The organism is Caldithrix sp. (assembly GCF_056497305.1).
The window spans coordinates 1-26,972 of the sequence record NZ_JBSMDE010000085.1 but is presented as its reverse complement, the minus strand read 5'-3'; the positions used below and the strand labels follow the sequence as shown (position 1 = coordinate 26,972).

Genomic DNA, 26,972 nt, shown 5'->3' with positions numbered 1-26,972 from the left:
GCTGCTAAAAGATGAAGGCCCGTTTTCGACTGTCATTCTGATCCCGCTTTAGCGGGGAGTGAGGGATCCCTTTCACTGGCCTCGGGCAAGGCCCATAACCGTTCAGGCCCGACTCTGTTTTTAGCGGCCATCAGGCCAACATCTGTTTAAAATAATACCGCATTCTGAATGCTGTAAATGAGTCCCGTGGGATAGACGCCAATCCAGATCAGAGCCAGGGTTAAAACGGCCAGCAGCACGCCGCTAAAAATGCCTACCTGCGGCGTAATCAGCGCAGCCTTCTCTGTTTCATCCACATTACTGAACATTTCCACGGTGACACGCAAATAGTAGTAGACTCCCAGGGCGCTATTGATGACCAGAATAATAACCAGCACCCACAATTTATTGGAAACACCGGCCGTTAAAATGTAGTACTTGGCAATGAATCCGGCGGTCAGCGGAATTCCGGCCAACGAGAACATCATGGCCGACAGGGCCACAGAAAGCCAGGGATGCCTCCAGTACAGGCCGCGGTAATCCGACATTTCCATTGCTTCGCGTTCTTCGGTGGCAATTAAACCAACTATTACAAAGGCGCCAATGATGGTAATGAAGTAAGAAACAATGTAAAACGTGGCGGCTTCCACGCCCTTAAAATGGCGATGGGCGTTGCCGGCAATGAAGGCCACCAGAATGTAACCGAAGTGGGCAATGGAGGAATAGGCCAGCATTCGTTTGACATTGCTTTGCAAAAGAGCCAGTAAATTTCCGCCAAACATGGAAAGAATGGCAATGAGAGCAAAGATGGCAAATAAGGGCTTAGACTGTACGATGTTAAAGTGGGCAAAAAAGCGGAAAAGCAGAGCTAAAATGCCACCCTTGGAAACCGAAGCAATGAAGGCCGTGACCGGCGCCGGGGCGCCCTGGTAAACATCCGGCGACCACATATGAAAAGGTGCCACAGCTAATTTGAAGCCAAACCCCACCACCATCAGACTCAACCCAGCAACCGAGATGATGTTGTAATGGCCTTTTTGGGCCAAAAATTTGATGACCTCGCTGAACTGCATCGATCCGCTTTGCGAATAGATCAGAGCCATGCCAAAGATCAGAAAGGCGGAAGAAACGGCAGCCAACACCAGATATTTCAACCCGGCTTCAATGCCTTCCTCATTCTGCCGTAGATAGGCAATTAATCCATAAAGAGAAACACTGAGCACTTCCAGGCCCAGAAAAAAACTAACAAAATGGTTGCTGGCCGCCAGAATCGTTGATCCCAGCGTAGCCGTTAACAACAACAGGTAGTACTCTTCTCGATTGCCTTTAAAGCGCAGTTCAAGATATTGATAGGAAGGAATGATTAAAGCAATGGTTGACAGAAAGATCAATCCAAAGTAAAACAACGCATAATGATCGATGCTTAAAAGTTGGCTAAAGGGATTTCCGTAATCGTAACGGGCCCCGGGGATGGCAAAAAAAGCCATTAATAAGCCAATTACTGAAATCAACGTCGTAATACTATGATCGCGTTTTATGGCAATTGCCAGCATGACCACTAAAGGCGTAGCGGCTAAATAAATGATGGGCATCAGCTTCAATAGATCGTGACCGGTCATTCCAGACCTCCGTAATTCGAACGACTTTTCTTTAACTCCTGCACCGTAGGATCGTTGGACAGTGTGTTTGAAGATTTAAAGTACTGGGCCGTAATGGACTGTAAATTTCTCAAGGCCTGGCGCGAAGTTTTTAAGGCTGTGTTGGGGAACAGACCCAACCAGAGTAAGGCCAGAACCAATGCACTGTAGATGGAAATTTCTCTGGGTGAAGCATCGGGCATTTTCCATTGCTGTACATTTTTGCCAAAAAATGTTTTCTGGATCATCCACAAAGAATAGACCGTGGCAGCAATAAAACCCAGCGTTGCCAGAGCGGCAATGGGCACGCTTACCTGAAACACGCCCAACAGCACAAGAAATTCACCGACAAAATTGGCCAGGCCGGGCAATCCTAAAGAAGCCATGGCAAACACCATTCCGAATCCGCCCAGTTTAGGAGAGATATCCCACAAACCGCCTAATTTATCCATGTCGCGTGTGTGCAGCCGGTCGTAGATATCACCTACCAGAATAAACAGAGCGCCCGTGCTCAGACCGTGAGACAAAATGATCATGACCGCGCCCTGCAAAGCCAGCTGGTTCCAGGCAAAAACGCCCAACAGCACAAATCCCATGTGGCTAACGCTGGTGTAAGCAACCAGCCGTTTCAGGTCGTTCTGGGCAAAGGCCACAATGGCGGCGTAAATAATACCAATAATGCCCAGCACCATGGCCACCATGGCGAACTCTTTTCCGGCCTGAGGGAAAAGAGGCATCAAAAAGCGGATAAAACCATAAGCGCCGGCTTTAAGCACCAGACCCGCTAAAACCACACTTCCCGCCGTCGGGGCTTCAGTGTGGGCATCCGGCAACCAGGTGTGTACAGGAACCGTGGGCAATTTTACGCCAAATCCCAGAAAGAAGCCCAGCATCAACCAGAAAGCTATTTTGGGCGGTACCTGCGTTCCCAGCAATTCAACGTAATCGAACGTGTAGTGTCCGGTTTGGGCTCCATGAATAAAATAGAGAGCCAAAATGGATATGAGCATAAAGAGACCGCTGGCCTGCGTAAAAATAAAGAACTTTAAGGTAGCGTAAACGCGATTGGAATGTCCCCAGATGCCAATCAAAAAGTAGAGCGGGATGAGCATCACTTCCCAGAAAAAGTAGAACAGAAACAGATCCAGGGCCATAAACACACCGCTCAGGCCAGCCAAAATTAAGAGTAAATTAAAAAAGAAAAAGCCGACGCGTTCCTGAATGCCTTTCCAGGAACAAGCCACGGCCAGCAATCCTAAAAAACTGGTCAGGACAATCAACAAAATACTGAGGCCATCTACGGCTAAAAAATATTGAATGCCCCACTGCGGAATCCATTTCGCTTTTTCCATTAAAAACCAGTGGCCCCGCTCCAGGACAAGCCCCTTTTGCGCAAGAAAAGAGAGCCACAAACGCACACTAACAATGAGATGCACCACTAAAAAGCCCAGCGAAATCCAGCGGGGCGCTTCTTTATTCCAGCGGCCTGAAAACCAGGCCAACAATCCGCCTAAAACCAACCATGCAAATAAAAATGTTAATGTCATAGGATCACCACAATTGTTATTGATACCAGAGCGCCAAGGGCGATGCCCACAATGTATCGGCGTACTTTACCGGTTTGCGTTAACTTAAACAAGTAGTGGAACTGCCTGGACAGCCAGGCCAGAAAAACAAAGAACAGGTCAATAAAATCCCGTTTGTTAATTCGCGCCAGATAGACATAGGGCCGGATGAACAACCGCTCGTAAAGCCAGTCAAAGCCCAGACCGGAAAGGAGAAATTGCTGAAGGGCGCGTCCGGGTGTTGTGCTCGTAAAATCAGCCACAATTTTCGTGTTTTTCAGATACAGATAGTAGGCTACATAAATGGCCAGTAAGGCCAGAACAGCTGTTAATCCCTGAGAAAACAGTTCCAGAGTAGCCTGATGATGGCCGCCCTCGGTTACCGGCAAAACCGATTTCATAAAATCGCTGAACAGGGTTACGTGCCCCATGGTTCCTGGCAATTCGATGAATCCGCCAAACAGGGCAAAAAAGGCCAGGACAACCAGCGGTAGGTGCACCTTCCAGGCCGGGTAGTGCGAAACCTCCATTTTTTGTTGCCCAAAGAAAGTAACAAAGACCATGCGAAAGGTGTAAAAGGCCGTAATCACAGCGCCAAACACAGCGGCCAGCCATAAATACAAGCTACCGTTGGGACCGGCCCAGGCATACCAGATGATGGCATCCTTGCTGTAAAACCCTGCGGTAATGAGCGGCAGTGCGGCCAGCGAACCGGAACCAATCAAAAAGGTCCAGAAGGTGACAGGCAAGGCTTTGGCCAGCCCGCCCATTTTGAACATGTTCTGTTCATGGTGTTGGGCCAGAATGATGGCGCCGGCTCCCAAAAAGAGCAAGGCTTTAAAAAAAGCATGGATCATAAAATGGAAGACAGCTGCGCTCCAGGCGCCCACGCCCAGAGCTAAAAACATGTAACCAATTTGACTGACCGTAGAATAGGCCAGCACGCGTTTAATGTCGGTTTGGGTTACACCGGCCAAACCAGCCACCAGCAGAGTTGCCGCGCCCACGATGGCCACCGCCGTCATGGAAATCGGAGCCAGCAAATAGAGGCCATTCATGCGGGCAATTAAATACACACCAGCCGTTACCATGGTTGCCGCATGGATCAGGGCGCTGGTCGGTGTGGGGCCGGCCATGGCGTCCGGTAACCAGACCTGCAGCGGTAATTGAGCTGATTTCCCAACGGCACCTCCCAAAAGAAGCAAGGTGGAAGCCACAGCCAATGTGTTGCCTGTGCTCCAGACATGTGGAGCCACGGATAAAATTTCCTGAATATTCAGCGATCGAAAACTGTAAAACAGAAGAAAAAGTCCCACAGCCATGGCTGCATCGCCCACACGCGTTACAATAAAAGCCTTGCGAGCAGCGTAACCATTGGCCGGATCGCGGTACCAGAAACCGATTAACAGGTAACTACACAAACCGACGCCTTCCCAGCCCAGGTACAGGAGCAACAGATTATCGCCCAGGACAAGCATCAGCATGGCGCCCACGAACAAATTCATGTAAGCAAAAAAACGGCTGAAGCCATCATCCTCGGCCATGTATTCCACGGAGTAAAGATGAATCCAGAATCCGACAAAGGTAATGACAAAAACAAAGACCATGGAAAGCGCATCCAGATGGAAGGCAATGTTCACCTGAAAATCATCGGCTGCAATCCAGTTCCACACCGTTTGCACAAAAGCGCCATTTTCAGGGGCATGGGTCAGGAACTGGATTCCGATCAGCATGGTCACCACAGCTGAAAGGCCCACAGAACCCACTCCGACCACAGCCGAAAGCGTGCGACCCAATTTTTTCCCAAAAAGCGCCAGGATTAAAAAACCTGAAAAGGGCAATGCCGGAACTAACCATAATAAATCGTACATATCAGCCTCTCAACTTATTAGCAGCATCGGAATTGAGGGTTTTAAATTTTTGGTAGAATTGGATGACCAGGGCCAGCCCCACAGCCACCTCGGCGGCAGCTGTAGTCAAAATAAACAAAAACATCACCTGGCCATCGGCCTGACCAAAACGCGCGCCGGCAAAAACAAAGGCCAGACCGGCCGCATTCAGCATGATTTCTATGGAAATCAACATGAACAAAATATTCTTACGAATCATTACGCCAATAAATCCGATAAAGAACATAATACCGGAAATAAGCAGACCTGTGTTCAGAGAAACGGAAGCCATTACTCGCCTCCTTCGTTATTTAAAAAACGATGAACCACGTGTTTTTTACGTCGCGCCAGATGGTAGGCGCCAATAATACCAGCCATTAACAAAACAGCGGCTAACTCAACGCCCAGCACGTAGGTCGAAAACAGTTGCCGGCCTACCTGTTGCGGAGCCACCGGTTGACCGGCCAATTCAAGATGATTGCCAGACAAAACAATGTAGCCAACTTCTATGAGCAAAATCAGACTCAGCAAAGAGGGAAAGTACCAACCTTCAGATGAGAGCCATTGTTTTTCCTGCTGAATGCCGCGCTGACCAAGATTGAGCATCATGACCACAAAAACAAACATGACCAGAATGGCGCCGGCGTAAATAATAATTTCCATGGCGGCGATGAATGGCGCTCCGATCAAAAAGAACATGACGGCCGTGGCCAACAGCGCAACAACCATGTAGAGCAAAGCATGAATGATGTTGGTACGCGTAACAACCAGAATCGATGCGACTATGGCAATGAACGCTGCAAGATAAAATAATAGTGTCATGAATAATGGCCCTTTATTCTCAACTTCAACTTAATTACGGTTTTAAATCGTGCACATCAATGGGCGGATCTTCGTGTTCAGCCTGGCCTTTGTCTTTTCCGCCAATGGCGTAACCGGCAATACGGTAAAAATTGTAACCGTGATACTTGCCCTGTCCGTCAATCAAAAGATGTTCCTTTTCGTAAACCAGGTTTTGCCGATCGTATTCCGCCAGTTCAAAATCGGGGGTAAGTTGAATGGCGTAAGTAGGGCAGGCTTCCTCGCAATAGCCGCAAAAAATACAGCGCGAAAAATTGATGCGGAAAAACTTGGGGTAACGCCGCCCGGTCTCATCTTCGGTTGCCTCCAGAGCGATGCAGTCCACCGGACAGGCGGCCGCGCATAAATTACAGGCCACACATCGTTCCTGTCCATCCGGATCACGGGTCAAAACAATGCGTCCTCGGTAACGCGCCGGAAGATACGGTTTCTCCTCCGGGTACTGTACCGTAAAACGCTTGCTAAACGTATGAAGCAATGTTAGCCAGATACTGCGTAAAATGCTAAACATCTATTCTCCAGCCTGATTTGAGTTTACAGTTTAAATGGTTGAACCGGCAGAGCCTGTCAATTCAACCAAAATATAATTTCAACGCCCCGGTTACCAACACATTTAACAGGGACAGAGGCAAAAGGATCTTCCAGCCCAGAGCCATTAATTGATCGTACCTTGGTCTGGGTAAAGCGGCCCGAACCAGAATAAAAAAGGTAATAAACACACCGGTCTTCAAAAAGAACCAGACCACCGGTGGCAAGAAAGCCGGTCCCAGCCATCCGCCGAAAAAGAGTGTGGCGATCATGGCCGAAATGAGCGTAATGCCCAGATATTCTCCGACGAAAAACATGCCAAATTTCATGCCCGAATACTCAGAATGAAAACCGGCGATCAACTCGCTTTCGGCTTCCGGTAAATCGAACGGCGCCCGGTGCGATTCGGCAAAGCCGGCAATAACAAAAATGACAAAGCCGATGAACTGCGGGATTACAAACCAGATCGTCCTCTGGGCTTCCACAATCTTCACCAGACTAAATGAATCGCTCATGATAACCACGCCCATCAACGAAAGGCCCATGAACACTTCATAAGAAATGACCTGAGCTGCCCCACGCAGGGAGCCGATCAACGCGTATTTATTGTTGGACGATATGCCGCCCAGAAAAATGCTGTAGGCGCCCAGTGAGGACATGGCCAGAAAGAACAACAAACCGATATTCAGATCGGCTACTACCAGGCCCGGACCAAAGGGGACCACAGCAAAGCCCATCAGAATGGCGATAACCACAAAGGTCGGGGCAATGATAAATACCCACTTATCGGCAAAGGGCGCAATCCAGTCCTCTTTAAAAAAGATTTTAACCATGTCGGCCATGACCTGCACCAGACCAAAAGGGCCCACACGATTCGGACCGTAACGATCCTGCCACAAGGCCAGCATGCGCCGCTCGTACCAGATTAACAGCGCAGCCACGGAAAGCATGACCACCAGAACGCCAACAATCAATATCAGATAAAACAGGGTTTCGTTCATAACACTATCCTGTAATTTTTGCCATGGTTGGTAAACTTACAAAACCGATTTCCGGCATTCCTACGGGCAAAGCTGCCAGCCCCCGGGGCAAATGGGGACTGCCTTTTACCGGTAGTTCCAGGGTTTGGTTTGCCAGCTCTATTTTTACACTGGGCCTTTTAAAGGCCTCGGCATCTTTAGTGTTGAGTAAAACAAAGGGCTGGGGAATAACCTCCTGCGCGCCGGGCGTGTGCCGGCTAAATTCATCGCTACCATAAAACAGATACAGCGGAATGGTCAACCACTGGCCGGCCACGGGTTCAAAGGCAGCCGGGACTTCTTTAAAGTATTCGGGTTCATTGTCTAAACGGGGTTTAAAAATACGCACGCCTGGAGCTCCGCCGTGCAGACCGCCGCCCACCTCAATCTGAAACTTGTTTACCGCCTGATTGGAGTTCCAGCCAGGGTACCAGAAACGCGAAAGTGTAGCCGGCGGCGTAGGGCCGTTGTAGCCTTCCATTGAAAAGGAAAGGGGCGTGTCCGGATCTTCAGGCGGAGCAGGTTCGCTCACATTCACATGGGCCTGGATCGCCGTTCTGCCTGAAAAGCGGTGCGACTGGCGCGGAATTTTTTGCCCATTAATGCGGAATTTACTGTCCGGAGCCGCTTCTTTCACAGCACTTAGCTGCGGGTAATCGCTTACCAGAGCGTGGATCACATCGTCCAGATTATTGAGTTCATTTTCGGCAACCAGTCCATTGTCTTCCATAAAACCGGCCAGCCAGCGCCAACTCTCTTTAATGGTTTCTTGCGGATAGAAGGTCTGGAAGAAACGCTGAGCTCGACCTTCATTATTAATCAATGTGCCGTCGCTTTCAGTAAAGGGCCCTACAGAAACGACCAGGTCCGCTTTTTCTGTGGTCTTGTTCTGCAGGTAGTGAAGCACCACCTTTTTTTCGGCGCCGCCTAACAGCCTGTCAGCCTGGTCTTCAGGTAGGCAACGGTACAAATCGTTTTCCAGAATAACGATCGCTTCAAATTTATTTTGCTCCACGGCCTGTAAGGCGTCTTCCAGCGTCTTTTCTTCAAGCGTAGCCAGACCAAAGCTGTTGGCTTCCGGCAATACAAAAAACAGATCAGCAATCTTTTCTTTTTTGTCAATGGCCCGACCAATATTGGCCGCGGCTTCCAGAATCTTTTCGTTCAGCAATGAGACGCCGCTGACGATCAATGGCTTTTTGGCCCTGATCAACTCTTCGGCAATCTGTATGGCCAATTGACGTTCTTTTTCGCTCAGATTTTCTACGGCCGGAGCATTGGGATCGATTTCGTGAGCAATGGCAAACCCTAAACGGGCAATATTGTCCGGCGCATTGCGATAGGTGGCCGTAGCCACATCATCCAGTTTGGTTTCATTGGGCGTCAGCACAAAAAACGGCCCACGTTCATCCTGCATGATTTCCATAGCAGCCATCTCATGCCAGGTAGGAATGTTCATTTTGATGGGTAGTTCCATGGGGCGCACCCGCGAAGCCTGGCGCAGGCTCAGGGCCAGCATGGGCGCAGTATTGGTCACATCTTCTCCGAGCACCAGCACCACATCGGCTTTTTCGGTTTGTTTTAAGGATGGAACATTGGAAGGCCCGTTTTGCATGATGTCCATGGCTTTGAGCACCAGGCGATGTTCCAGCGCATCGACTCCGGCAAAAAAGTGTTCTTTACCCACCAGTTTTTGTAAAGCGTAATTGGATTCAAGCGATGCTTTGGGAGAGCCAATGCCCAGAATGTTGCCCTTCTTATTCATCACTTTTTTTACGAATTCAAACACCGTGGGCACATCCACCGGCTCTAACTGACCGGAAGCCTGTCCGCGGCGCAGGGGTTCTTTAATCCGTTGGTCGCTGTTGACATATTCGTAGCCAAAGCGTCCGCGGTCGCAAATAAAATAACCGTTTACTTTTTCGTTGTAGCGACTGGCAATCCGGCGAACCAGGCCGTAACGTTCACCAGCGATGATATTACATCCCAGGCTGCAATTATGACAAATACTGGGCGCCGTGGTCAAATCCCATTTACGCGTGTAATGTTGTTTGTAGGTCTTGTCGGTGAACACACCCGTAGGACAAACTTCGACCAGATTACCGCTGAACTCATTTTCCAGCACGCCATCTTCGTAACGGCCAAAAAAGACGTGATTCCTCGAAGCAAACACATTGAAATCGCGTCCCCCGGCGTATTCGCGGTAAAAGCGAACGCAGCGGTAGCAGGCAATGCAGCGGTTCATTTCATGATTGATAAAGGGCCCCAGATACTGGTTTTTGTGCGTACGCTTATTAAATTCGTATCTGCGATAGTTATGGCCGGACATCAGAGTCATGTCCTGTAAGTGGCATTCGCCACCTTCATCACACACCGGACAATCGTGCGGATGGTTGGTCATAATCAACTCAATGATGTTTTCCCGGAACTGCTTAACCTCCGGATCATTGATTGAGATGCGCAGGCCGTCAACCACAGGTTCCATACAGGCCATGACAATTCGGCCTTTCTGATCGTTTTCGTCGGCGTATTTTTTCACCGCACATTGCCGGCAGGAGCCAACCGATCCCATGGCCGGATGCCAGCAAAAATAGGGTAAATCCAGGCCCAAAGACAAAACCGTTTGTAAGAGATTCTTTTTCGGCTCGACCTGGTATGTTTTGCCATCTATTGTAATCTTAACCATTCTCAAGACCTCCAGGGGCAGCGTTGTTCTTTAATATGACGCTCAAAATCTTCACGAAAATATTTTAAAGCGCTTTGCAATGGCTCCATGGCGCCGGGAGCCAGAGCGCAAAAGGTGTGGCCCGGGCCCAACGTTTTGGTCATTCCGGCCAGGATTTCAAGGTCTTCCATCTTGCCCTGGCCGTTTTCAATGGCCCACAAAATATTGCGGGCCCAGGGCAGCCCATCCCGGCAGGGCGTACACCAGCCGCAGGATTCCTGAGCGAAAAACTGCTCTAAGTTGTGCACCATGCCCACCACACAGGTCTGATCGTCTAACACGATCATCGTACCGGTGCCCAGGCGGCTGCCGGCTTCTTCCACGCCTTTGTAATCCAGCTTAATGTCCATATGTTCTTCGACCAGGAAATCGGTCGAAGCGCCACCCGGTAGCAATCCTTTAAACTTAACTCCTTTACGCAGCCCGCCAGCTTTTTCTTCCAGCACTTCACGCAAGGTTACGCCCAGGGGCAATTCCCACAAGCCAGGATTGTTTACCTTGCCGCTCACGCCAAAGATCTTGGTGCCGCCATCCACGCTAAGGCTGAGACTGTGATACCAGTCCGTGCCATTGCGCAGGATGTGGGGGACATTACACAGGGTTTCGATATTGTTGACGATACTGGGTTTACCAAACAACCCGCTGGTTTGTGGAAATGGCGGCTTGGCTCTGGGATTAGCCCGTTTGCCTTCCAGCGAATTAAGCAGCGCCGTCTCTTCTCCACAGATGTAACGCCCGGCGCTGGTGTGCAAATACAGATCAAAATTAAAGCCGCTGCCTAATATGTTTTTACCCAACAGGCCGGCTTCGTACGCCTCATTCAACGCCTTGCTGATGATCTGCTCTGCTTTTTTGTAAGCCCAGCGTAAAAAGATGTAGCCAATTTCGGCCTGAATGGCGTACGCGCTGATGATCATGCCTTCAATTAACTGGTGAGGATCGCCTTCTAACAGCAGGCGATCTTTAAAAGTGCCCGGTTCCATTTCGTCGCCATTGGCAATCAGGTATTTGGGACGCGGCGCATCATCGCCGATGGGCACAAAACTCCACTTTAAACCCGTAGGGAAACCGGCGCCGCCCCGGCCGCGCAGCCCCGATTTTTTCACCACTTCCTGCACTTCTTTAGGCGTCATTTTTAAAGCGGCTTTCAATCCCTGATACCCGCCATTTTTCTGGTAATCCTTTAAAAAATTGGTTTCACCGGGCCGAATATGTTGTGTTAATGGTCGTTCCATAGGCTAATCTATTCTCACTTATATTTTTCAAGAATTTGATCGATTTTTTCAGGGGTTAACTGACCGTGCAGGTCATTGTCCACCATCATGGCCGGCGCCCGATCACAGGCTCCCAGACAGGGAATGGTCAAAAGCGTAAATTTCCCATCTTCTGAGGTCTGGCCAATATCTATTTTCAATTTTTGTTTTAAGTGATCCCGCACATTTTCGTAGCCCATAATCCAGCAACTCACGCTGTCGCAAAGCAGAATAACGTGCTCCCCTACCGGCTTACGAAAGATGAGATTGTAAAAGGTAGCCACGCTATCCACTTCATCCGGCGTCATTTCTAAAAATTGGGCAATGTCTTTTACGCTCTCGTCAGAAACATAACCGCGGTGGGCCTGCACCACTTTCAAAGCTTCGATGACAGCAGCCTGTTTGCGCGGATAGTGTTTGATATGTTCTTCTATTTCTACGATTTCTTTCTCGTTCAGCATAACGCAATCCGTATTATTGATTTACCTGTCAACATCGGCTAAAACATAATCAATGCTGGCTAAAATAGCCAGCAGGTCAGCAATGGTGTGCCCGCGACTGATGTAGGGCACCATTTGAATATGGGGAAAGGAAGGAGTTCGAACACGCGTACGATAGGAATTGGTTCCCCCGTCACTGATCAGATAAAAACCATTGTTGCCTTTGGTGGCTTCAATCCCATGAAAGGCCTCGCCCGGCGGAATGACCGGCCCCCATGTTACATTCAGAAAATGGTTAATCAGTGTCTCAATATCGTGCATGGTACGTTCTTTGCGCGGCGGCGTGGTTAAAGGATGATCCGATTTGTAATGACCTTCCGGCATGTTCTTCCAGCACTGCTCGATGATGCGTAAACTCTGACGCATCTCTTCAATACGCACCAGGGCCCGATCGTACCCGTCCCCATTCTGACCGGTGGGAATGTCAAATTCAAACTGGTCATAGCCACCATAAGGACGTTTTTTACGAAAATCCCACTCCAGACCGGTGGCCCGCAAGCCAGGACCTGTAACGCCCCACTCAATGGCCTCTTCCGTGGTGTAAGCGCCAATGCCTACAGTTCGAGCCTTGATAATTTTGTTTTTCATGACCAGCTTGTCGTAAGTCTTCAATTGTTTCGGGAAATAATCGATAAAGTCCTTGACCAGTTTGTCCCAGCCTTTGGGCAGGTCCTGAGCCACCCCACCGATGCGAAACCAGTTGGGATGCATGCGATCGCCGGTAATGGCCATAATAATGTCAAAGATGCGTTCACGGTCGTTGAACATGTAGAAGACCGGCGACATCTGGCCCACATCCTGGGCAAAGGTCCCGTACCAGACCAGATGGCTGGCAATGCGGAAAAGCTCGCTGAGCATGATGCGAATGACCTTGGCCCGATCGGGCACTTCGATGCCGGCTAAGGTCTCAACCGCCAATACATAAGCCAGATTATTCATGACGCCGCCCAGGTAGTCGATGCGGTCGGTGTAGGGTAAATAGGTGTGCCAGGTCTGGCGTTCGGCCATTTTTTCCTGTGCCCGGTGGTGGAAGCCAATGTCCGGCACCACATCCACCAATTCTTCGCCATCTAATTGTAAAATTAGACGCAGCACGCCGTGTGTTCCAGGATGCTGCGGCCCCAGATTCAGAAACATGAAATCCGTATCTTCCGAAGAACGTTGCAATCCCCATTCTTCCGGTTTAAATTGCAGCGCTTCCTGCTCTCTGTCCTGCTTATCATCCGGCAACTGGAAGGGCCCCATTTCCGTGGCTCTGGCCGGATGGTCTTTACGCAGCGGATGACCTTCCCAGGTTTCGGGCATCAAAATGCGGCGCAAATTGGGGTGACCGTCAAACCTGATGCCAAACATGTCGTACACTTCCCGTTCGTACCAGTTGGCATTAGCCCAGATGTCCGTCACGGACCGGATGGAGGGATACTCGCCCTGCAGAGCCACCTTAACACGCAAATCCGAATTGCGATCAAAGGAAAGCAGATGGTACACTACCGTAAATTCGCCCTTTGGCAGGTCTTCTGTGTGCTGGCGATTGCGCTCGTCAATGGCCGTTAAATCGTACAACATTTTGTACGGTTTGGAAATCTTGTTTTTTAAATATCTCAGCACCTGGCCAACCATCTCTGGTTGCACGTAAACTGTGGGCAGGCCGTCCTGCGTTTTTTGCAAGACCATACTATGGGCCCCAAATTCCTGTTTCAACTGCTCAACAACACTATGATCGTACGTCATATTTTAATCTTCGCTATTTTGACTGACACTTAAGGTTAAATTTCATCCGGCGGCTTTAAAAAGGTTGTCTTTTTCTTTTCCGGCCAGCGCTCATCACGCACAATGCGCTTTTCCGGTTTAATGACTCCCTGCGGCCCAACCACCCAGCTTAACGGCCGTTTTTCATTGCCTACCAATTCCTGCAGACGCATTAAGCCATCCAGAAATGCATCGGGACGCGGTGGGCAGCCAGGTACGTAAACATCCACAGGCAGAAACTTGTCCACCCCCTGCACCACGGAATAAACGTCGAACATCCCACCTGAGTTGGCGCAGGAACCCATGGAAATCACCCAACGCGGCTCCATCATCTGCTCGTAAAGCCGTTTGATGATGGGCGCCATCTTCAAAAAAACCGTACCGGCAATGATCATCATGTCTGCCTCTCTGGGCGTGCCACGAATCACTTCGGCCCCGAAGCGGGCCAGATCGTATTTACTGGTAATACTGGTCGCCATCTCCACATAGCAGCAGGAAAGGCCAAAGTTAAAAGGCCAGAGAGAGTTTTTACGCCCCCAGGCAATCAGGTCTTGCAAGCGCGTTAACAACACGCTCTGCTTAACCGCCTCTTCCACCGAGGTATCCTGCAGAGCACCCTTTATGGATTGATTGGGTTTGCTTAACCACCATTTCATGATTGTCGATTCACCTTTTTTAATTCATTCATTTTTTGAATAATCTTTTTGCCATCGGCTGCAAAGTTCAAGGCACCAATACGCCATTCGTAAACAAGCACGATCAATAAAATCAAAATAAAAATAGCAACGCCCGCAAAGCCCAGCCAGCCGACGCTTTTGTAAGCGATAGCCCAGGCAATAATGAAGACCGCTTCTAAATCGAAAATAATAAAGAAAAGAGCGATTAAATAAAAGTGGGCCGTAAAACGAATCTGGGAGGTACCGGTGTGCAAAATACCCGCCTCATAATAGTCACCGGTGGCCCGCTCTTTGTGTCTTTGCCCTAAAAGATAGGAAAGCCCGATCATAATACTTACCAGGCCAAGAACGGCCACGATGTACACCAGCAATGGCCATTGAGGTGTTGTAACTTCCAAAACCAAATCCCTTTCTTAAATCGTAAACAGGGTTAAAGTTTGTGAAATTTTTCAATTATTTTGGCGTAAAAAACTTTATTACGCATTCAGTAAATGAATTATTCCCCAAAATATGAAAATTTTCTCAATGAACTGCATAAGACGCAAAGATAAAAATAAAATTATTTCAACGCTAATCATTTTTACATTTTTTGAAAAAAAAATTTACTATTTTTCCGATGGATTTACATCTTTTCTGAATTTTTTGCGCACTGAGAGGACTAAAAAAATTTTGCTGAGTACGTTACTGCCCATTCAGTTATGCGATCGGGAAGCAATAAGTTCGTCCACAAAAATAAACAGTAATGGTTGAAGACCACGGCCGGTTGTACGATGGCGCGGTCCTGGTTGACCGCAATGCTTTGTAGCGATCAATCTTCGCGGTCCGGATATTTTGAAGCAATGGCCCGGATGCTCTCCAATCTCTCAAAAAAACAATCCACCAGATTGGGATCGAATTGTTTTCCCCTTTCCTCTTCCAGCACCTGCAGAACTTTTTCTTCTGACCAGGCCTGTTTGTAAACGCGCCTGGAAGAGAGCGCGTCGTACACATCGGCCAGGGCTACAATACGACCAAAGAGCGGAATTTCTTCCTCCCTTTTGCCGCGAGCTTTACCATGTTCATCTTCGTAACCTGGTAGGGGCTTACCGCTTAAAGGATCAACGTGCCCGGGATAGCCTTTACCGTCCCAGCGTTCATGGTGGTTCAATGCCACAATCGCCGAATAATCATCAAAATCCGAGCGGGGATTGAGGAAAAGCCGTGCGCCATGAATGGTGTGTAACTTCATGATTTCGTATTCTTCATCCGTTAATTTACCAGGTTTTTTCAAAATCGTATCAGAAATCGCTACCTTGCCCACATCGTGGAGCATGGCTGCCATACGCAGAGCATCTCTGGTTCGATCGATCTCTTTCTGAGGCATGTTTTTTTTGTGGGCGTAGGCCTCAAAGAGTTCCACTGCATAGGCCGCCACTCTATTGGCATGAGGGCCGGTCTCTTTGGGGTCTCTTAGCTCGGCCATGCTGATCATACGTTCGATGGTATCCCGCGTCATTTGCGCCCGTTCAATGGCATTGGCCGCGTAAATAGCAAAATGCTTCACAATGGGCTCATCTTCGGGATCAAAGGGAACAATATGCCCGGCATCGTCCTGAGCATTAATCAATTGCAACACACCGATGATCTGGTTCCGCGTATTCTTCATGGGGATGGTCAACATGGATTGGGTGTGGTAGCCACTGATTTTATCAAACTCCGGATTAAAAGAAAAAGGCAAGTTCGGATCCAGTTTGTACACATTGGGCAGGTTCAAAGTGTAGTCATTATTGGCCACATAGCCGGCAATCGAATTGTTGTTAATCGGCAGGGTAAAAGAAGTGTAAATTAATTTTTTGCCTTTGGGCAGTCGTTTTTGCAAAGTCTCATTCTGGGAAATGGTAAAGCGCAACAGATGCCCTTCCCTGATGTAAATCGATCCCGCATCAGCATTGAACAAAAATCTCGCTTCACTCAACACTTTTTCCAGCAGCAGGTCGAGATCGGCCACCTGGCTGATTTCAAGGCCAAATTCCACCAGGCGGTTTAATTTTTGAGTGTGGTTTAGCATCCAGCTAATCCTTTGCTGCTATTAAAACGTTCCTAAATCGTATTCGGCACAAATCTACAGATATTTAAAACAGTTGCGCAATGAAAAATAATCCGTTTTTCAAAAATCATCTCTAATAAAGGCCAGAAGCAAGGGCCTGAATAAAAATAGCAAGACGACCCGGTAAAACGTTTAAAATACTCCCTTCAAAAGATCTATTCCGCCATAGCGGAATGCAAAAATTTCTGTGCTGTGTGAGTAAGTAAAGCTGTTGAATTGTTGATTAGTTGAACGGTTGAATGGCCTGTCCGGCTGCGCTTTGCCAGACTGGCGGGCCCGTCCTACGGCCGGACAAGCCTGTCCGGTGGCCAGACGGGCCTGTCCCCGAGAATCGGGATTTTCGCTTCGCTAAAGCAGGCTTTGTCTTTTTCGTCCTCACCTCCTGCTACTTTCTCCACGAAAATCGGGACCAGGGGGAAATTGTTTCTGCCTGTGGAGGGCCCGAGCTAAAGTTCGAGTTACGGTGCGCTTGAAACCAATTAACTGTCATTTCGACCGATGCGCGGGGCGAAAGCGACGTGCAAAGTGGAGAAATCTTTCTCAGGCGTAAGGGCGAAGCATTTTGCTGAAGGTTGTTCCAATTAGCGCAACCTCTTTGTGTATAAGTTAAAATCGCTTTTGAGAAAGACTTTGCAAAAAATGCTTCGCCCTTACAACGTCTCGAGCTGAAGCTCTACACTGCCTTTGCGTCACACCCCCCAAAAAAAAGGTTCACGAAGTGCCTTCGTGAACCTTTGAAAAGCGGTCCGGACGGGACTCGAACCCGCAACTTCCTGCGTGACAGGCAGGTGCTCTAACCAGATTGAACTACCGGACCATTGTTATTGCAATAGATTTCAAATATAAAGACATTTTTTAATCATTTCAAATCATTTTTTCCGGTTTCTATCATTTCTCAATTATTTACAGTTCGCTGGCCTTCATGTTCCACGAATTTGTTGCCCGCCTTGACAAATACCTGTTGTTTATCTAAATTGAACGCAAGTATTTAAGTAACTAAAATTTTTAATCTTATGTTAATATTACAGTTGTAAACGCTTATGGATCGCTACTTAGTACCCGCCTCCAGGGCTATAGCCAGGTTGAATGTTAAAGGTTCCCGATTTATTGCGCAAATCTTCCCGGTTAAAAGTAAAGAGGGAGCTGAAGAAACATACGCGACTGTTAGAAAGCAATATTATGATGCTACCCACAACTGTTTTGCCTACCGAATTGATGAACAGACTTTCCGCTTTTCTGACGATGGCGAACCCTCGGGCACGGCTGGCAAACCCATTTTGCAGGCGCTCGAAGGGCAAAACCTGTTCGAGGTGCTTTGTGTGGTAACCCGCTACTTTGGGGGGACAAAACTGGGTACGGGTGGACTCATTCGCGCCTATGGCGATGCTACCAGAGAAGCCCTGAAATCGCTGAAAATCAAAGAAAAAATCAAAACCGGTTCCTTACAAATCAAAACCCCTTTTGCGCACGAAAACCACATCTACCATTTGCTCGGTCAATTGGGTGGACGGGTTACGCACAGCGATTATTCTAATGGCGTGACCTTTTACGTCGAATTACCACAAAGCAAAATGGATGAATTTTTACTCAAATTACAGAATGCAACTCACGGGCAGTTTGAATTAATCAAATAGAGGTCGGGAATTCATGGAACAGAATATTCTGGAAGTCCAGAATGTCAGTAAACGTTTTAATGACCATGTGGTTTTAAACAACCTGAGTTTTACAGTACAGGGCGGCGAAACCTTTGGTTTATTGGGACCCAATGGGGCCGGCAAAACGACCACCATGCGTATAATCATGAACATTCTGCAGCCGGACGAAGGAGAAATTCTTTTTAATGGCATCCGTCGTCAAAGATTAAAAGGCGTCCATTTTGGTTATCTGCCCGAAGAACGGGGCCTTTACCCCAGAGCCAGGGTGCTGGATGTTCTGGTCTACTTTGGGACCCTGAACAACCTGTCGATTCGTAAGGCCGAGGTCGAAGCCATTCGTTATTTAGATCGTCTGGGTATTGTGGAATACACCGACGCCCACATCAATGAACTCTCAAAAGGCATCCAGCAGAAAATTCAATTTATTGCGGCTTTTTTACATGATCCAGATGTGTTGATTCTGGATGAGCCGTTCACCGGTCTGGATCCCATTAACCAATCGGTGTTACAGGAACTTCTGGAAGAATACAAAAGCAAGAACAAAATTCTGATCCTCTCCACACATCTGATGGATCAGGCCGAAAAACTGTGCGACCACATCTGTTTAATCAACCAGGCTCAGGTGGTAATAGACGGCCCCATTTCTAAGATCAAGAAACAGTTTCGTGAAGACGCCTATTACATTGAAGCAGACCGCCCTATTCCGCAGCTAGCCGAAATGTCCGGCCTGCAAATCATTGAAGAAGGAAAAAACAGCTACAAGTTTGTCCTCGAAAACAAGACACTCAAACTGACCGATCTTTTAAAACAGGTGGAGCAAAAGGCACGCATCTTGCGTTTTGAAGTATTTGAGCCATCGTTGCACGATATTTTTATCCGTTTGATTCAGGAACAGACTGAGGATTCAAAATGAAAAATATTTTTCGTATTGCCCGCTGGGAATTTACCACGCGCATTAAATCGCGTTCCTTTCTGTTTAACACGTTTGTTTCGCCTTTTTTGTTTGCTGCTGTCATTACATTGCCTCTGTTCATTTTCAATTTACAACCCCAGATTACCACCAAACTTATCGGTTTAATCGATCTTTCCGGTCAGAACATCAAAGAAGAGCTGCAGCGGGAACTGAGTCGTAGCTACCGTCTGGAAAACCAGTCCTCTGAGTACCTGGTAATGAATGTGGCCGTGGGCAATTCCAGACCGTACAAACAGATGCTTGCCAAATATGAAGAGATCAAGGCGCGTCTGGATTCCATCAACCTGGCTTATGAACAGATCAAGAGCGAGCGCATGCAATATTACAAAAACCGACGCATTCCAAATCGCGACTACGTTTTACGCACCTCCTACGAAAAACTGCAAAATACCAGAGAAGAGAAAGAACTGATCGAAATTGAGCTCTCCCGCTTCAAATCGGCCATGGATTCGCTTTACAAACGTGAAGCGCTCAAAACCGCAGACTCCCTGTTGCACATGGATGTTTTAAACGCTTACCTGGTCTTTGGACCAGATTTTGCAAAAAACGGTATTGTGGAATATCACACCAAGACGCCGGGCGACTTAAAAGAGATTGACCGTTTCGAGAAAATTCTGCAAACCATTATTATCAAGAAGCGCATTTTAAATGACCAGATTCCTCGCAGCAAAATCCGCCGCTGGTTCCGGCCCATCTATCTCAAAAAATACCAGTTGTTACCCGAAGGGCAACAGGAGTGGAACTTTTATGTCCAGTTTTACGGCCCTTTAATTGGCGTCTTTTTACTTTTCATGGCTATTTTTACGGCCGGCGGCTATGTTTTTAGCAGCGTCCTTTTAGAAAAGTCCAATCGGGTGATTGAAATTTTACTCTCTTACGTTTCCAGCAGTCAGCTTATGGGCGGTAAAATTTTTGGTTTGGGCTTTTTAGGTCTGGTGCAAATATTCAGCTGGTTCGCCATCACCCTGCTTTTGATCTCCATCGGGGTTATTCCGGGCGACAAAATCACTTACCTGAACTGGCAGAATGCTCTCTATTTTCTCATCTACTTTAGTCTGGGCTTTTTGTTTTATGGTTCCATTTTCGTTACCATCGGCTCGGTCTCGGCCAGCGAGTATGACGCCCAACAGATCAATCAGCTATTGCGTACTATTGCCATTTTCCCAGTACTGCTCTCGTTGTTGGTTCTGGCCGATCCCAATGCACCGGTCATTCGTATTCTGAGCTTTATTCCCTTTTTAACGCCATCGTTCATGATTATGCGCATTCCGCTTTCCACCACGCCCATCATGTTCGATATCTATGGCACCATTATTTTGATGTTGCTTTCCATTGCGGCCATGGTCTTTATTGCCGGACGGATTTTTCGCATGTCCACATTAATGGTCGGAAAAAAACCCATTCCACGGGAAATCTGGCGCTGGATTAAAGTGTGGTAACTATGGAGATATTGGATGCAATTTTGTACAGCCATTAACTGCATGGATGGTCGAATTCAAACTGCAGTGATCTCTTATTTGCAGAAACGATTTGATCGACTCTTTGTCGATATGATTACCGAAGCCGGTCCAAACCGCATTCTGGCTGAACAGACCGACAGGCAGCTGATTGATTCTCTACTCTCCAGAATTCGTATCTCTCTAAGGGCTCATCAATCGCAACACATTGCCGTGATTGGCCACCACGACTGCGCCGGCAATCCTAACCCAAAAGCCGTGCAGATCGAACACATCCAGAAAGCCATCAATTTCCTTAAACAGCACTTTAGGGATGTGCAAATTATTGGCTTATGGGTCAATGAAAAATGGCAGGTGGAAGAGATAAGGCCTTTGGAGGCGGATGGCTGAATGTCTTAAAAGGTCGCCCTGATTTGCAAATGCAGCAGACGTTTTAGCGCACTGACATTCCGCCCATAATCCACATCGGCTAAGGCATTGTCTTTAATGAATAAATAGCGATATTTGAGCCAGATTTTCAAACCATTAAACGGCTGCCACTGAATGAGTCCGTACCATTTAAATCCCTGTCCATAAAGAGGATAATTGGCAAAACTTCCGGGCACGTCCTGCTCGTACTCGTAAATTCTGGAATCATAGGCATCGGTTCTAAAAAAGGTCACTCTGAAATACAAACGCAAGCGCCGTGACACAACCCAGCGGATTTGTTGAAAAGTAAGTAGACCCTTTTGACCGGAGTGTTTCAGGTGTTTGCTATCCAGCCGCGTTCTAAATTCAATCCTGTTCTTCAGCTGAGTAGCATATTGAATTCGAATTTCATCCGCTTGCTGGAAACCGGAGCCTGGTTCCTGGCCTGAAAATCCAGTCACTTTTTCCCGCCAGCGCAGCGTCAAATCATGCTCTCCAAACATCCAGCGCAGTTGCGCCAGCCATTCGTCTTTTAATTGCGGAAACGGGCTTTGATAGCTGCGCCATAAATCCTGACTCAAAATCTTGTAGAAATTGAACTCCCAGTTACCTCTCTGCCAGCTGAGGGCCCCGTACAATCCACGTATCGCTCCGGGAAAGGGATCGCTCTGGCCCAACACCCTACCATAAGGTGAGTGAAAACCAGGCGCCAAATTCCAGAAAATGAGGCCGGTGCGCAATGGTTCTTTTTGCAGCCAGCAACTTTGCGTCCAGGCCGGAGCGCTGTGTCTGCCGCCGGCAATTTCTCCGCTTAAATGCCAATCTCTTTTTTGAACATCATAGGCCAGACTGCTCAACAGGAGATCATCGCCATTAAAATCGTAAAATTTTTTCCGCAACTCAGAGGATTTTACATTCCATTCGTTACGTTCAATGCCTGGTCTGTAATGAAATTGCACCAGCGTCCATTGCGCCTGCACACCCGGTTTTAAACGATGCGTTACCTGCAAGCCAAACACGTTTTCCTGGATGATGTCCTGCCGGGCTCGCTCTGTTGTCGAACGGTGATACCCGGAAAACTCAAAACCGATGATGCGTCGCGTTTCCGGGTTAAAACGTCCATCGCGAAGATTACGGGCGCCAAAGAGAATGATTTGCAGGTTACGGTGCATCTGGCCTTTGAAACAGAGACCGGTCTGGGCCCAGTTTTCTGCCGTGCCCTGATAGGGGCTTACCTTGTTGAGGCCAGATTGAAACGGTAACATGACCAGGCTGGTCTTTACACGACCAAAAGGAGAGGCAAAAAGCAAGCCCTGCCCAAACTGTAAATAGTAGCTGCCCAGGAATAGCTGCCAGTGTTTAGAGTAGTAAGCAGCAAAGGCATTCCAGTAATCGTTGAAAGACGATTCTCCCACATCTTTTTGCAAAACCAAGCCCATCGCCCACTGTTCTTTTTTCAGATATTGAAAGCGGGTCAGGTTGTACAGCTTGCTCCCGTTAAATTTTCCTGTAAGGATTTCCTGGGGAGTTTCCACACTCCAGTAATTGCGCTGCGTTAAAATCGTTTTCTCTCTCTTGACGGGCCTCAATATCACAAACGGTCGGATCAGGCGATATTTCTCACGGCCAACGATTTTCTGAAGCTGACGAATGCTGGTAAAGGTTCCCCGCCGCTGACGATAGCTCAAAATGGAATCAATTTCTTGCTGGGTGATCAATGGAATACGTTGCCATTGTTGGCGGTCTGCCTGATTTACAGGCACAGGATTTTCGCGCAACTCAGTCAGGATTTCGGCCAGAGTTGGGTCATCATGAATTAAATCGAACCAGCGTTCCAGCACATCGTTCTGCTGGGCCCAAAGCGGAACCTTTAAATAAAGAGTCAAGACCAGAATGGGTAAAAGCAAACCGGTTTTGAACATGGTCAAAAATGGCTATTTTTACCTGTCGATTTGAAAAAAGTCAAAAAGAGGTCAAAGCAAGAATCAGGACTTTTTCCCTGTCCTTGACCATCGTGCATGGAGTGCAGACGAATCAAACCGTAAAAAACTCACGCACGGGTTCAATATCCGAATTCAAAGCATCCTTTAAAGGGCCCCAGAAAGCCACCTGGCCCTGATGCAAAAAGAGAATACGATCGGCTATGCGTTTAATACTGGCCACCTCATGGGTAACGACAATCAAAGTCATACCCAGCAAATCACGCAAATTCAACAACAAACGATCCAGAGAAGCAGCGGTTACCGGATCCAGCCCGGCACCCGGTTCATCGGCAAACAGGATTTTGGGATCGAGCGCAATAGCGCGGGCCAGGGCGGCCCGTTTGCGCATGCCGCCGGACAACTCCGAAGGCAAAGACAAAGCGGCATCCTTCAAGCCCACCAGAGACAACTTTACCTGCACAATTTCTTTGATCAATTCCGCGCTCAGATTGGTGTGCTGTTCCAGAGGGATGGCTACATTTTCTGCCACGGTAATGGAATTCAACAAAGCGCTGTTCTGGAACAGGACGCCCACCTGCTGCATGAGGCTTAGCAATTCTTTTTCATCGGCCTTTAGCAAATCTTTGCCCAACAATGAAATTTGGCCCGAAAAAGGCTGCATGAGTCCAATCAAGTGTTTGAGCAGCGTGGTTTTACCACAACCGCTGGTGCCTAAAATTACCAGAATTTCGCCAGGCGTTACATCGAAGGTAATCTGGTCTAAAATAATCTGATCTTCGTAACCACTGACCAAATTCTGGACCTGAATGACCGGTTCATTCATCAGAAGGCTGGTTCTCCAAAATAAAAGATTAATCCTAACAGACTATCGGCCACAATCACAAAAAAGATGGAGGCGACCACCGAGGAGGTAGTCACCCGGCCCACGCCTTCGGCGCCGCCTTTTACTTTAAAACCGAAATAGGCAGCGGTAAACAAAATAATGATCGAAAAGGTCAAACTTTTCACCAGACCGGTAACAATTTCTTTGTAGCGCAAAACAGTAAAAACTTCTTTGAAAAAAGCGTAGAAGCCAATATCGAGATAGGTAACGCCAATAATGGCTCCGCCCAAAATGCCAATGATATTGGCAAATACGGTTAGCAGTGGTAAGGTGATCACCAGGGCATAGAGTTTGGGCACGATCAGGTAGGGGATGGGATCCACGCCCATCACAGTCAGGGCATCGATTTCTTCGCTTACCTTCATGGTCGCAATTTCGGCGGTAATAGCCGATCCGGACCGCCCAGCTACTAAAATGGCGGTGATCAATGGCCCCATCTCGCTGACCATGGCAATGGCAATTAAATCTGCCACGTAAATATTGGCCCCGAACTGGCGCAATTGCGCCGCTGATTGCAATGCCAGGATGAAACCGATGAGAAAGGCAATCAAGGCCACAATGGGTAAGGCATTGGCCCCCACTAAAACGCCCTGGTTGCTGATCTCCCCCTTTCTGCGTAATCGCGGTTTTAAAAGGCTCACCACCGACCAGAAGCCGATATTCGAGAACAAAAAAACGGATTCTTTAAATTGAGTGAGCAGATTGTAGCCGGCCTGCCCAATAAGCTCAAATAGGTTTGCCGCGGGCTGCGACAAAGGGGCCGGTTTAACCGGTTTAAATAACCTGAGCGTTTTCTCTACCTCAGGAGCAACGTTGAGCCAGCGCAGTTCAATGCCTCTGCTTTTAAATTCCTCTTTCAGATGATACAAAAAGACAGCGGCGGCGCTATCCAACTGGCGCATATTCTGAAAGTCGAGCAAAAGAGTCTGCCCGGCAAATGTTTTGCTTTTGTATTTAAGAAGCATCTTTTCTATGGACTTAATCTGTGTATGATCGAAGTGCTCGGGCAGGGTAATGTTTAACGGGTCCATGCAATCAATCCACTATTGCAACTGTTTTACGATTTTGGCAATGAATTGGTCCAGTTCACTATTAACCATCTGGTTTACTGCTGTCACGAACTGGTTCATGGAAAATTTTTTGGTTAGGGGCATGGCCCGTTCAAATGTGTGGGCAACCACGGTTTGACGCGTTTTAAACTCGAACAGTTCGAGTCGGCCTTTAATGGCAGCCTGAGGGAATTTATGGGTTTTGTCCCGGGCTCTGACCTCTACCCTGTCCAATGTTCCACCGATGCCGTATTGCGGGAAAACCTGGCCTACGGCTAACTCGCAATTTTGAAACAGATTGAGCGATTTTAATTTGCGCCACAACAAAAACCTGAAGGCCACGGCCGGCGCTTCACTCCATTGGTGGTAGTAATAATACTGCAGCTCATGTCCATTGGTGCGTAACGCAATTTGCCTTGTCCTGTAGGCGGGACTGGCCCAGAACGGCTCAATCATTACGGCATAGGGCAGCGGAGTTGGATGGATGAGGGTGGAATCGATTTGTTCATCCAGCACATAAATTTTTTTCAAAACGCGTTCACTGGTGCAATTTGTCAGAGAAAAAATTAAAAAACTCAGCAAAGTAACGAGTAGTTTAGTCTTTAAGGTTTTCATCTGGCGGATTCTCCGGTTTACTGCCACCCAGCAAAATAGATGGGTCTTCATCAATCTGGCGGGCGGCACTATTCAGATACTGCATGGTCTGATTTAACTGTTCCATGGTCTGATTCAGACGCACGCTGTTCATGTTGACCAATAAGTCCACCTGTTCCAACAAGTGATTCAGGCGATCAACAGCAAAATTCAGATCCTCATCTAGATTGTAAATATTGGCTTTGTTCAGCTTTTCCGTGACTTCAGCAATATTGCGCATGGTCATTTTAAAGGTATCCGATTCCACTACCTGTTCGATGGTTTGCAGGGTATTTCTGGCCGAACGCGCGGCATAGGTTAGATGCCCCGTGGTGCTGTCGAGATGGGCCATCACATTTTCCAGGCGGGGTTCGGTTTGAGCCAAAATTCGATTTAACCGACTGACCGCGGACTGCGACTCTTCAACCAGGTTGATAACCTTCTTTTGATTGAGAGGATCAGTCAGTTGCAGCAGATTGTTTAAGATCAATTCAATCTTTTCAGCCAGTACTTCGGCCTTACCGGTTATCTCTTCGGTTAAGGATCTTCCTGGCTGAATGTTACCTCCTGGCTTGAGCAATGGCGCTTCCTGCGTTCCACCGCGTAATTCGATGATTTTAAGACCCGTAATGCCAACAGTGGAGATATCGGCCACCACATCCTGCTTGATGGGTGTGCCATGCTGTACGCCAATGGTTACAATGATCTGACTGATGTTGCGGGGATCAATTTCAATTTTCTGAACGGAACCAATATGCACACCCAGGTATTTTACCGCGCTGCCCACATCGAGTCCGCTAACAGACACATTTTGATATTTGATGTAGTAGATGTCTTTTTCCTTAAAATACCTTTCAATGGAGAGAATAAGCACCAGACCCAGTAGTAACAACAGCCCCACAAAGACAAAGATACCCAGTCGTATTTTTTGCGATTTTGACTTCATCGCTCGATCTTCCTTTGCAATTTTTACGAAATTAAGCAAAGAAAGTAATCAATTCAAACAAATTAAAAAATTTTTGCAAGAGGGTGAAATTCTGGTTATATTTGGGGCTCAAAATTAACGCGAGAGTAAGCAAAATGGCTAAACAAGCCAGAAAAAAAGATCAGAAAAAGCGCCACGAAAAACGAGTGGAAGCCATTGTTATCAGCAAGAAAAACATCAATATTTTTCTTGTAGGGTTGGGCTTGATCATTCTGGGCTACATTTTTATGGCTCAGCCTCCGGCAGAAGGATTTCTCTCTTTACATCTGGCGCCCATTGTGCTGATCATTGCCTATCTCATTGTAATTCCTGTGGCCATAATGGCCAAGGGTAAAGTCAAGGGCGATTAGCTCAGTTGGTCTAGAGCACCTGCCTTACAAGCAGGGGGTCGTAGGTTCGAATCCTACATCGCCCACACTCTTTCAGCCTGCCAATTCGGTAGACTCTTTTTATTGAAAAAAAATCACTAAGTTGGTCTTGAGCATCCCGACAAGTCGGGAGGGTCGTAGGTTCGAATC

24 protein-coding genes and 2 tRNA genes are annotated in these 26,972 nt (G+C 47.8%); 6 read left to right on the top strand and 20 right to left on the bottom strand.

The window, feature by feature from the left end; translation table 11 throughout:
- Positions 1–146 precede the first annotated feature (146 nt).
- The 15 genes from ACWB0I_RS07515 to ACWB0I_RS07445 all read right to left on the bottom strand — a co-directional run bounded on the left by ACWB0I_RS07515 (position 147) and on the right by ACWB0I_RS07445 (position 17,285).
- Positions 147–1,598, bottom strand: coding sequence for an NADH-quinone oxidoreductase subunit N (locus ACWB0I_RS07515; RefSeq protein ID WP_479387438.1), 1,452 nt, complete (start codon positions 1,596–1,598; stop codon positions 147–149).
- The gene (locus ACWB0I_RS07510; RefSeq protein ID WP_479387437.1) at positions 1,595–3,163 is read right to left on the bottom strand and encodes a complex I subunit 4 family protein; all 1,569 of its coding nucleotides are present in this window, start codon (positions 3,161–3,163) and stop codon (positions 1,595–1,597) included. The genes ACWB0I_RS07515 and ACWB0I_RS07510 overlap by 4 nt, the downstream gene beginning before the upstream one ends.
- Entirely contained in the window at positions 3,160–5,052 is a 1,893-nt protein-coding gene (gene nuoL / locus ACWB0I_RS07505) for an NADH-quinone oxidoreductase subunit L (RefSeq protein WP_479387436.1), read from the bottom strand. The genes ACWB0I_RS07510 and nuoL overlap by 4 nt, the downstream gene beginning before the upstream one ends.
- Before the next feature lies 1 nt (position 5,053).
- On the bottom strand, positions 5,054–5,362 hold the full coding sequence (gene nuoK, locus ACWB0I_RS07500; RefSeq protein WP_479387435.1) for an NADH-quinone oxidoreductase subunit NuoK: 309 nt from the start codon (positions 5,360–5,362) through the stop codon (positions 5,054–5,056).
- Positions 5,362–5,892, bottom strand: a complete 531-nt coding sequence (gene nuoJ / locus ACWB0I_RS07495; RefSeq protein ID WP_479387434.1) for an NADH-quinone oxidoreductase subunit J — start codon at positions 5,890–5,892, stop codon at positions 5,362–5,364. Before nuoJ ends, nuoK begins: the two co-directional genes overlap by 1 nt.
- Before the next feature lie 34 nt (positions 5,893–5,926).
- Positions 5,927–6,442 carry an NADH-quinone oxidoreductase subunit NuoI gene (gene nuoI, locus ACWB0I_RS07490; RefSeq protein ID WP_479387433.1) on the bottom strand — a complete coding sequence of 172 codons (516 nt, stop codon included), beginning with the start codon at positions 6,440–6,442 and terminating at the stop codon, positions 5,927–5,929.
- A gap of 61 nt (positions 6,443–6,503) precedes the next feature.
- On the bottom strand, positions 6,504–7,460 hold the full coding sequence (nuoH, locus tag ACWB0I_RS07485) for an NADH-quinone oxidoreductase subunit NuoH (protein WP_479387432.1): 957 nt from the start codon (positions 7,458–7,460) through the stop codon (positions 6,504–6,506).
- Between the two features lie 4 nt (positions 7,461–7,464).
- Positions 7,465–10,164: an NADH-quinone oxidoreductase subunit NuoG gene (nuoG, locus tag ACWB0I_RS07480; protein ID WP_479387431.1), complete on the bottom strand. Its 2,700-nt coding sequence runs from the start codon at positions 10,162–10,164 to the stop codon at positions 7,465–7,467.
- 2 nt (positions 10,165–10,166) lie between these two features.
- A complete protein-coding gene (gene nuoF / locus ACWB0I_RS07475) occupies positions 10,167–11,438 on the bottom strand; it encodes an NADH-quinone oxidoreductase subunit NuoF (protein ID WP_479387430.1) in 1,272 nt (423 codons plus the stop codon).
- 14 nt (positions 11,439–11,452) lie between these two features.
- Positions 11,453–11,917 carry an NADH-quinone oxidoreductase subunit NuoE gene (gene nuoE, locus ACWB0I_RS07470; RefSeq protein ID WP_479387429.1) on the bottom strand — a complete coding sequence of 155 codons (465 nt, stop codon included), beginning with the start codon at positions 11,915–11,917 and terminating at the stop codon, positions 11,453–11,455.
- Between the two features lie 21 nt (positions 11,918–11,938).
- Positions 11,939–13,687 (bottom strand): NADH-quinone oxidoreductase subunit C/D, encoded by a 1,749-nt coding sequence (nuoC, locus tag ACWB0I_RS07465; protein ID WP_479387428.1) that lies wholly within the window; start codon positions 13,685–13,687, stop codon positions 11,939–11,941.
- A 35-nt stretch (positions 13,688–13,722) separates the two neighbouring features.
- The gene (locus tag ACWB0I_RS07460) at positions 13,723–14,361 is read right to left on the bottom strand and encodes an NADH-quinone oxidoreductase subunit B (RefSeq protein WP_479387427.1); all 639 of its coding nucleotides are present in this window, start codon (positions 14,359–14,361) and stop codon (positions 13,723–13,725) included.
- Complete coding sequence (locus ACWB0I_RS07455) at positions 14,358–14,780, bottom strand: NADH-quinone oxidoreductase subunit A (RefSeq protein ID WP_479387426.1); 423 nt, start codon at positions 14,778–14,780, stop codon at positions 14,358–14,360. The genes ACWB0I_RS07460 and ACWB0I_RS07455 overlap by 4 nt, the downstream gene beginning before the upstream one ends.
- A gap of 410 nt (positions 14,781–15,190) precedes the next feature.
- Complete coding sequence (locus ACWB0I_RS07450) at positions 15,191–16,429, bottom strand: GAF and HD-GYP domain-containing protein (RefSeq protein WP_479387425.1); 1,239 nt, start codon at positions 16,427–16,429, stop codon at positions 15,191–15,193.
- 781 nt (positions 16,430–17,210) lie between these two features.
- Positions 17,211–17,285 (bottom strand) — tRNA-Asp (locus ACWB0I_RS07445).
- A gap of 223 nt (positions 17,286–17,508) precedes the next feature.
- Between ACWB0I_RS07445 and ACWB0I_RS07440 the strand changes: the two genes are divergently transcribed.
- Genes ACWB0I_RS07440 through ACWB0I_RS07425 form a run of 4 tightly spaced genes read left to right on the top strand, consistent with a single transcriptional unit; the run spans position 17,509 to position 20,943 of the window.
- Complete coding sequence (locus ACWB0I_RS07440; RefSeq protein ID WP_479387424.1) at positions 17,509–18,102, top strand: YigZ family protein; 594 nt, start codon at positions 17,509–17,511, stop codon at positions 18,100–18,102.
- A 13-nt stretch (positions 18,103–18,115) separates the two neighbouring features.
- Complete coding sequence (locus ACWB0I_RS07435; RefSeq protein WP_479387423.1) at positions 18,116–19,036, top strand: ABC transporter ATP-binding protein; 921 nt, start codon at positions 18,116–18,118, stop codon at positions 19,034–19,036.
- Positions 19,033–20,535 (top strand): ABC transporter permease, encoded by a 1,503-nt coding sequence (locus tag ACWB0I_RS07430; protein WP_479387422.1) that lies wholly within the window; start codon positions 19,033–19,035, stop codon positions 20,533–20,535. The genes ACWB0I_RS07435 and ACWB0I_RS07430 overlap by 4 nt, the downstream gene beginning before the upstream one ends.
- A 15-nt stretch (positions 20,536–20,550) precedes the next feature.
- Positions 20,551–20,943 (top strand): carbonic anhydrase, encoded by a 393-nt coding sequence (locus ACWB0I_RS07425; protein ID WP_479387421.1) that lies wholly within the window; start codon positions 20,551–20,553, stop codon positions 20,941–20,943.
- Positions 20,944–20,948: 5 nt separating this feature from the next.
- On the opposite strand, the gene ACWB0I_RS07420 is transcribed toward ACWB0I_RS07425, so the two are convergent.
- From ACWB0I_RS07420 to ACWB0I_RS07400, 5 genes are all read right to left on the bottom strand, one after another.
- Complete coding sequence (locus ACWB0I_RS07420; protein ID WP_479387420.1) at positions 20,949–22,889, bottom strand: ComEA family DNA-binding protein; 1,941 nt, start codon at positions 22,887–22,889, stop codon at positions 20,949–20,951.
- Between the two features lie 106 nt (positions 22,890–22,995).
- The gene (locus ACWB0I_RS07415; protein ID WP_479387419.1) at positions 22,996–23,727 is read right to left on the bottom strand and encodes an ABC transporter ATP-binding protein; all 732 of its coding nucleotides are present in this window, start codon (positions 23,725–23,727) and stop codon (positions 22,996–22,998) included.
- On the bottom strand, positions 23,727–24,818 hold the full coding sequence (locus ACWB0I_RS07410; protein WP_479387418.1) for an ABC transporter permease: 1,092 nt from the start codon (positions 24,816–24,818) through the stop codon (positions 23,727–23,729). The genes ACWB0I_RS07415 and ACWB0I_RS07410 overlap by 1 nt, the downstream gene beginning before the upstream one ends.
- 12 nt (positions 24,819–24,830) lie before the next feature.
- Entirely contained in the window at positions 24,831–25,451 is a 621-nt protein-coding gene (locus ACWB0I_RS07405) for an ABC-type transport auxiliary lipoprotein family protein (protein ID WP_479387417.1), read from the bottom strand.
- Positions 25,432–26,415: an MlaD family protein gene (locus ACWB0I_RS07400; protein WP_479387416.1), complete on the bottom strand. Its 984-nt coding sequence runs from the start codon at positions 26,413–26,415 to the stop codon at positions 25,432–25,434. Before ACWB0I_RS07400 ends, ACWB0I_RS07405 begins: the two co-directional genes overlap by 20 nt.
- Before the next feature lie 134 nt (positions 26,416–26,549).
- Here ACWB0I_RS07400 and ACWB0I_RS07395 point away from each other — a divergent pair, with 134 nt between their 5' ends.
- Positions 26,550–26,804 (top strand): hypothetical protein, encoded by a 255-nt coding sequence (locus ACWB0I_RS07395; protein ID WP_479387415.1) that lies wholly within the window; start codon positions 26,550–26,552, stop codon positions 26,802–26,804.
- Positions 26,795–26,869, top strand: a tRNA-Val gene (locus tag ACWB0I_RS07390). Before ACWB0I_RS07395 ends, ACWB0I_RS07390 begins: the two co-directional genes overlap by 10 nt.
- Positions 26,870–26,972: the final 103 nt, after the last annotated feature.

Bases quoted from the DNA above. Each gene is read 5' to 3' on its own strand.
- ACWB0I_RS07400 (WP_479387416.1), bottom strand. From the start codon at position 26,415: ATGAAGTCAAAATCGCAAAAAATACGACTGGGTATCTTTGTCTTTGTG.
- ACWB0I_RS07515 (WP_479387438.1), bottom strand. From the start codon at position 1,598: ATGACCGGTCACGATCTATTGAAGCTGATGCCCATCATTTATTTAGCC.
- ACWB0I_RS07450 (WP_479387425.1), bottom strand. From the start codon at position 16,429: ATGCTAAACCACACTCAAAAATTAAACCGCCTGGTGGAATTTGGCCTT.
- ACWB0I_RS07415 (WP_479387419.1), bottom strand. From the start codon at position 23,727: ATGAATGAACCGGTCATTCAGGTCCAGAATTTGGTCAGTGGTTACGAA.
- ACWB0I_RS07460 (WP_479387427.1), bottom strand. From the start codon at position 14,361: ATGAAATGGTGGTTAAGCAAACCCAATCAATCCATAAAGGGTGCTCTG.
- ACWB0I_RS07405 (WP_479387417.1), bottom strand. From the start codon at position 25,451: ATGAAAACCTTAAAGACTAAACTACTCGTTACTTTGCTGAGTTTTTTA.
- nuoL (WP_479387436.1), bottom strand. From the start codon at position 5,052: ATGTACGATTTATTATGGTTAGTTCCGGCATTGCCCTTTTCAGGTTTT.
- nuoH (WP_479387432.1), bottom strand. From the start codon at position 7,460: ATGAACGAAACCCTGTTTTATCTGATATTGATTGTTGGCGTTCTGGTG.
- ACWB0I_RS07410 (WP_479387418.1), bottom strand. From the start codon at position 24,818: ATGGACCCGTTAAACATTACCCTGCCCGAGCACTTCGATCATACACAG.
- ACWB0I_RS07510 (WP_479387437.1), bottom strand. From the start codon at position 3,163: ATGACATTAACATTTTTATTTGCATGGTTGGTTTTAGGCGGATTGTTG.
- nuoG (WP_479387431.1), bottom strand. From the start codon at position 10,164: ATGGTTAAGATTACAATAGATGGCAAAACATACCAGGTCGAGCCGAAA.
- nuoF (WP_479387430.1), bottom strand. From the start codon at position 11,438: ATGGAACGACCATTAACACAACATATTCGGCCCGGTGAAACCAATTTT.
- ACWB0I_RS07395 (WP_479387415.1), top strand. From the start codon at position 26,550: ATGGCTAAACAAGCCAGAAAAAAAGATCAGAAAAAGCGCCACGAAAAA.
- ACWB0I_RS07425 (WP_479387421.1), top strand. From the start codon at position 20,551: ATGCAATTTTGTACAGCCATTAACTGCATGGATGGTCGAATTCAAACT.
- ACWB0I_RS07440 (WP_479387424.1), top strand. From the start codon at position 17,509: ATGGATCGCTACTTAGTACCCGCCTCCAGGGCTATAGCCAGGTTGAAT.
- nuoI (WP_479387433.1), bottom strand. From the start codon at position 6,442: ATGTTTAGCATTTTACGCAGTATCTGGCTAACATTGCTTCATACGTTT.
- nuoE (WP_479387429.1), bottom strand. From the start codon at position 11,917: ATGCTGAACGAGAAAGAAATCGTAGAAATAGAAGAACATATCAAACAC.
- nuoK (WP_479387435.1), bottom strand. From the start codon at position 5,362: ATGGCTTCCGTTTCTCTGAACACAGGTCTGCTTATTTCCGGTATTATG.
- ACWB0I_RS07435 (WP_479387423.1), top strand. From the start codon at position 18,116: ATGGAACAGAATATTCTGGAAGTCCAGAATGTCAGTAAACGTTTTAAT.
- nuoC (WP_479387428.1), bottom strand. From the start codon at position 13,687: ATGACGTACGATCATAGTGTTGTTGAGCAGTTGAAACAGGAATTTGGG.
- nuoJ (WP_479387434.1), bottom strand. From the start codon at position 5,892: ATGACACTATTATTTTATCTTGCAGCGTTCATTGCCATAGTCGCATCG.
- ACWB0I_RS07430 (WP_479387422.1), top strand. From the start codon at position 19,033: ATGAAAAATATTTTTCGTATTGCCCGCTGGGAATTTACCACGCGCATT.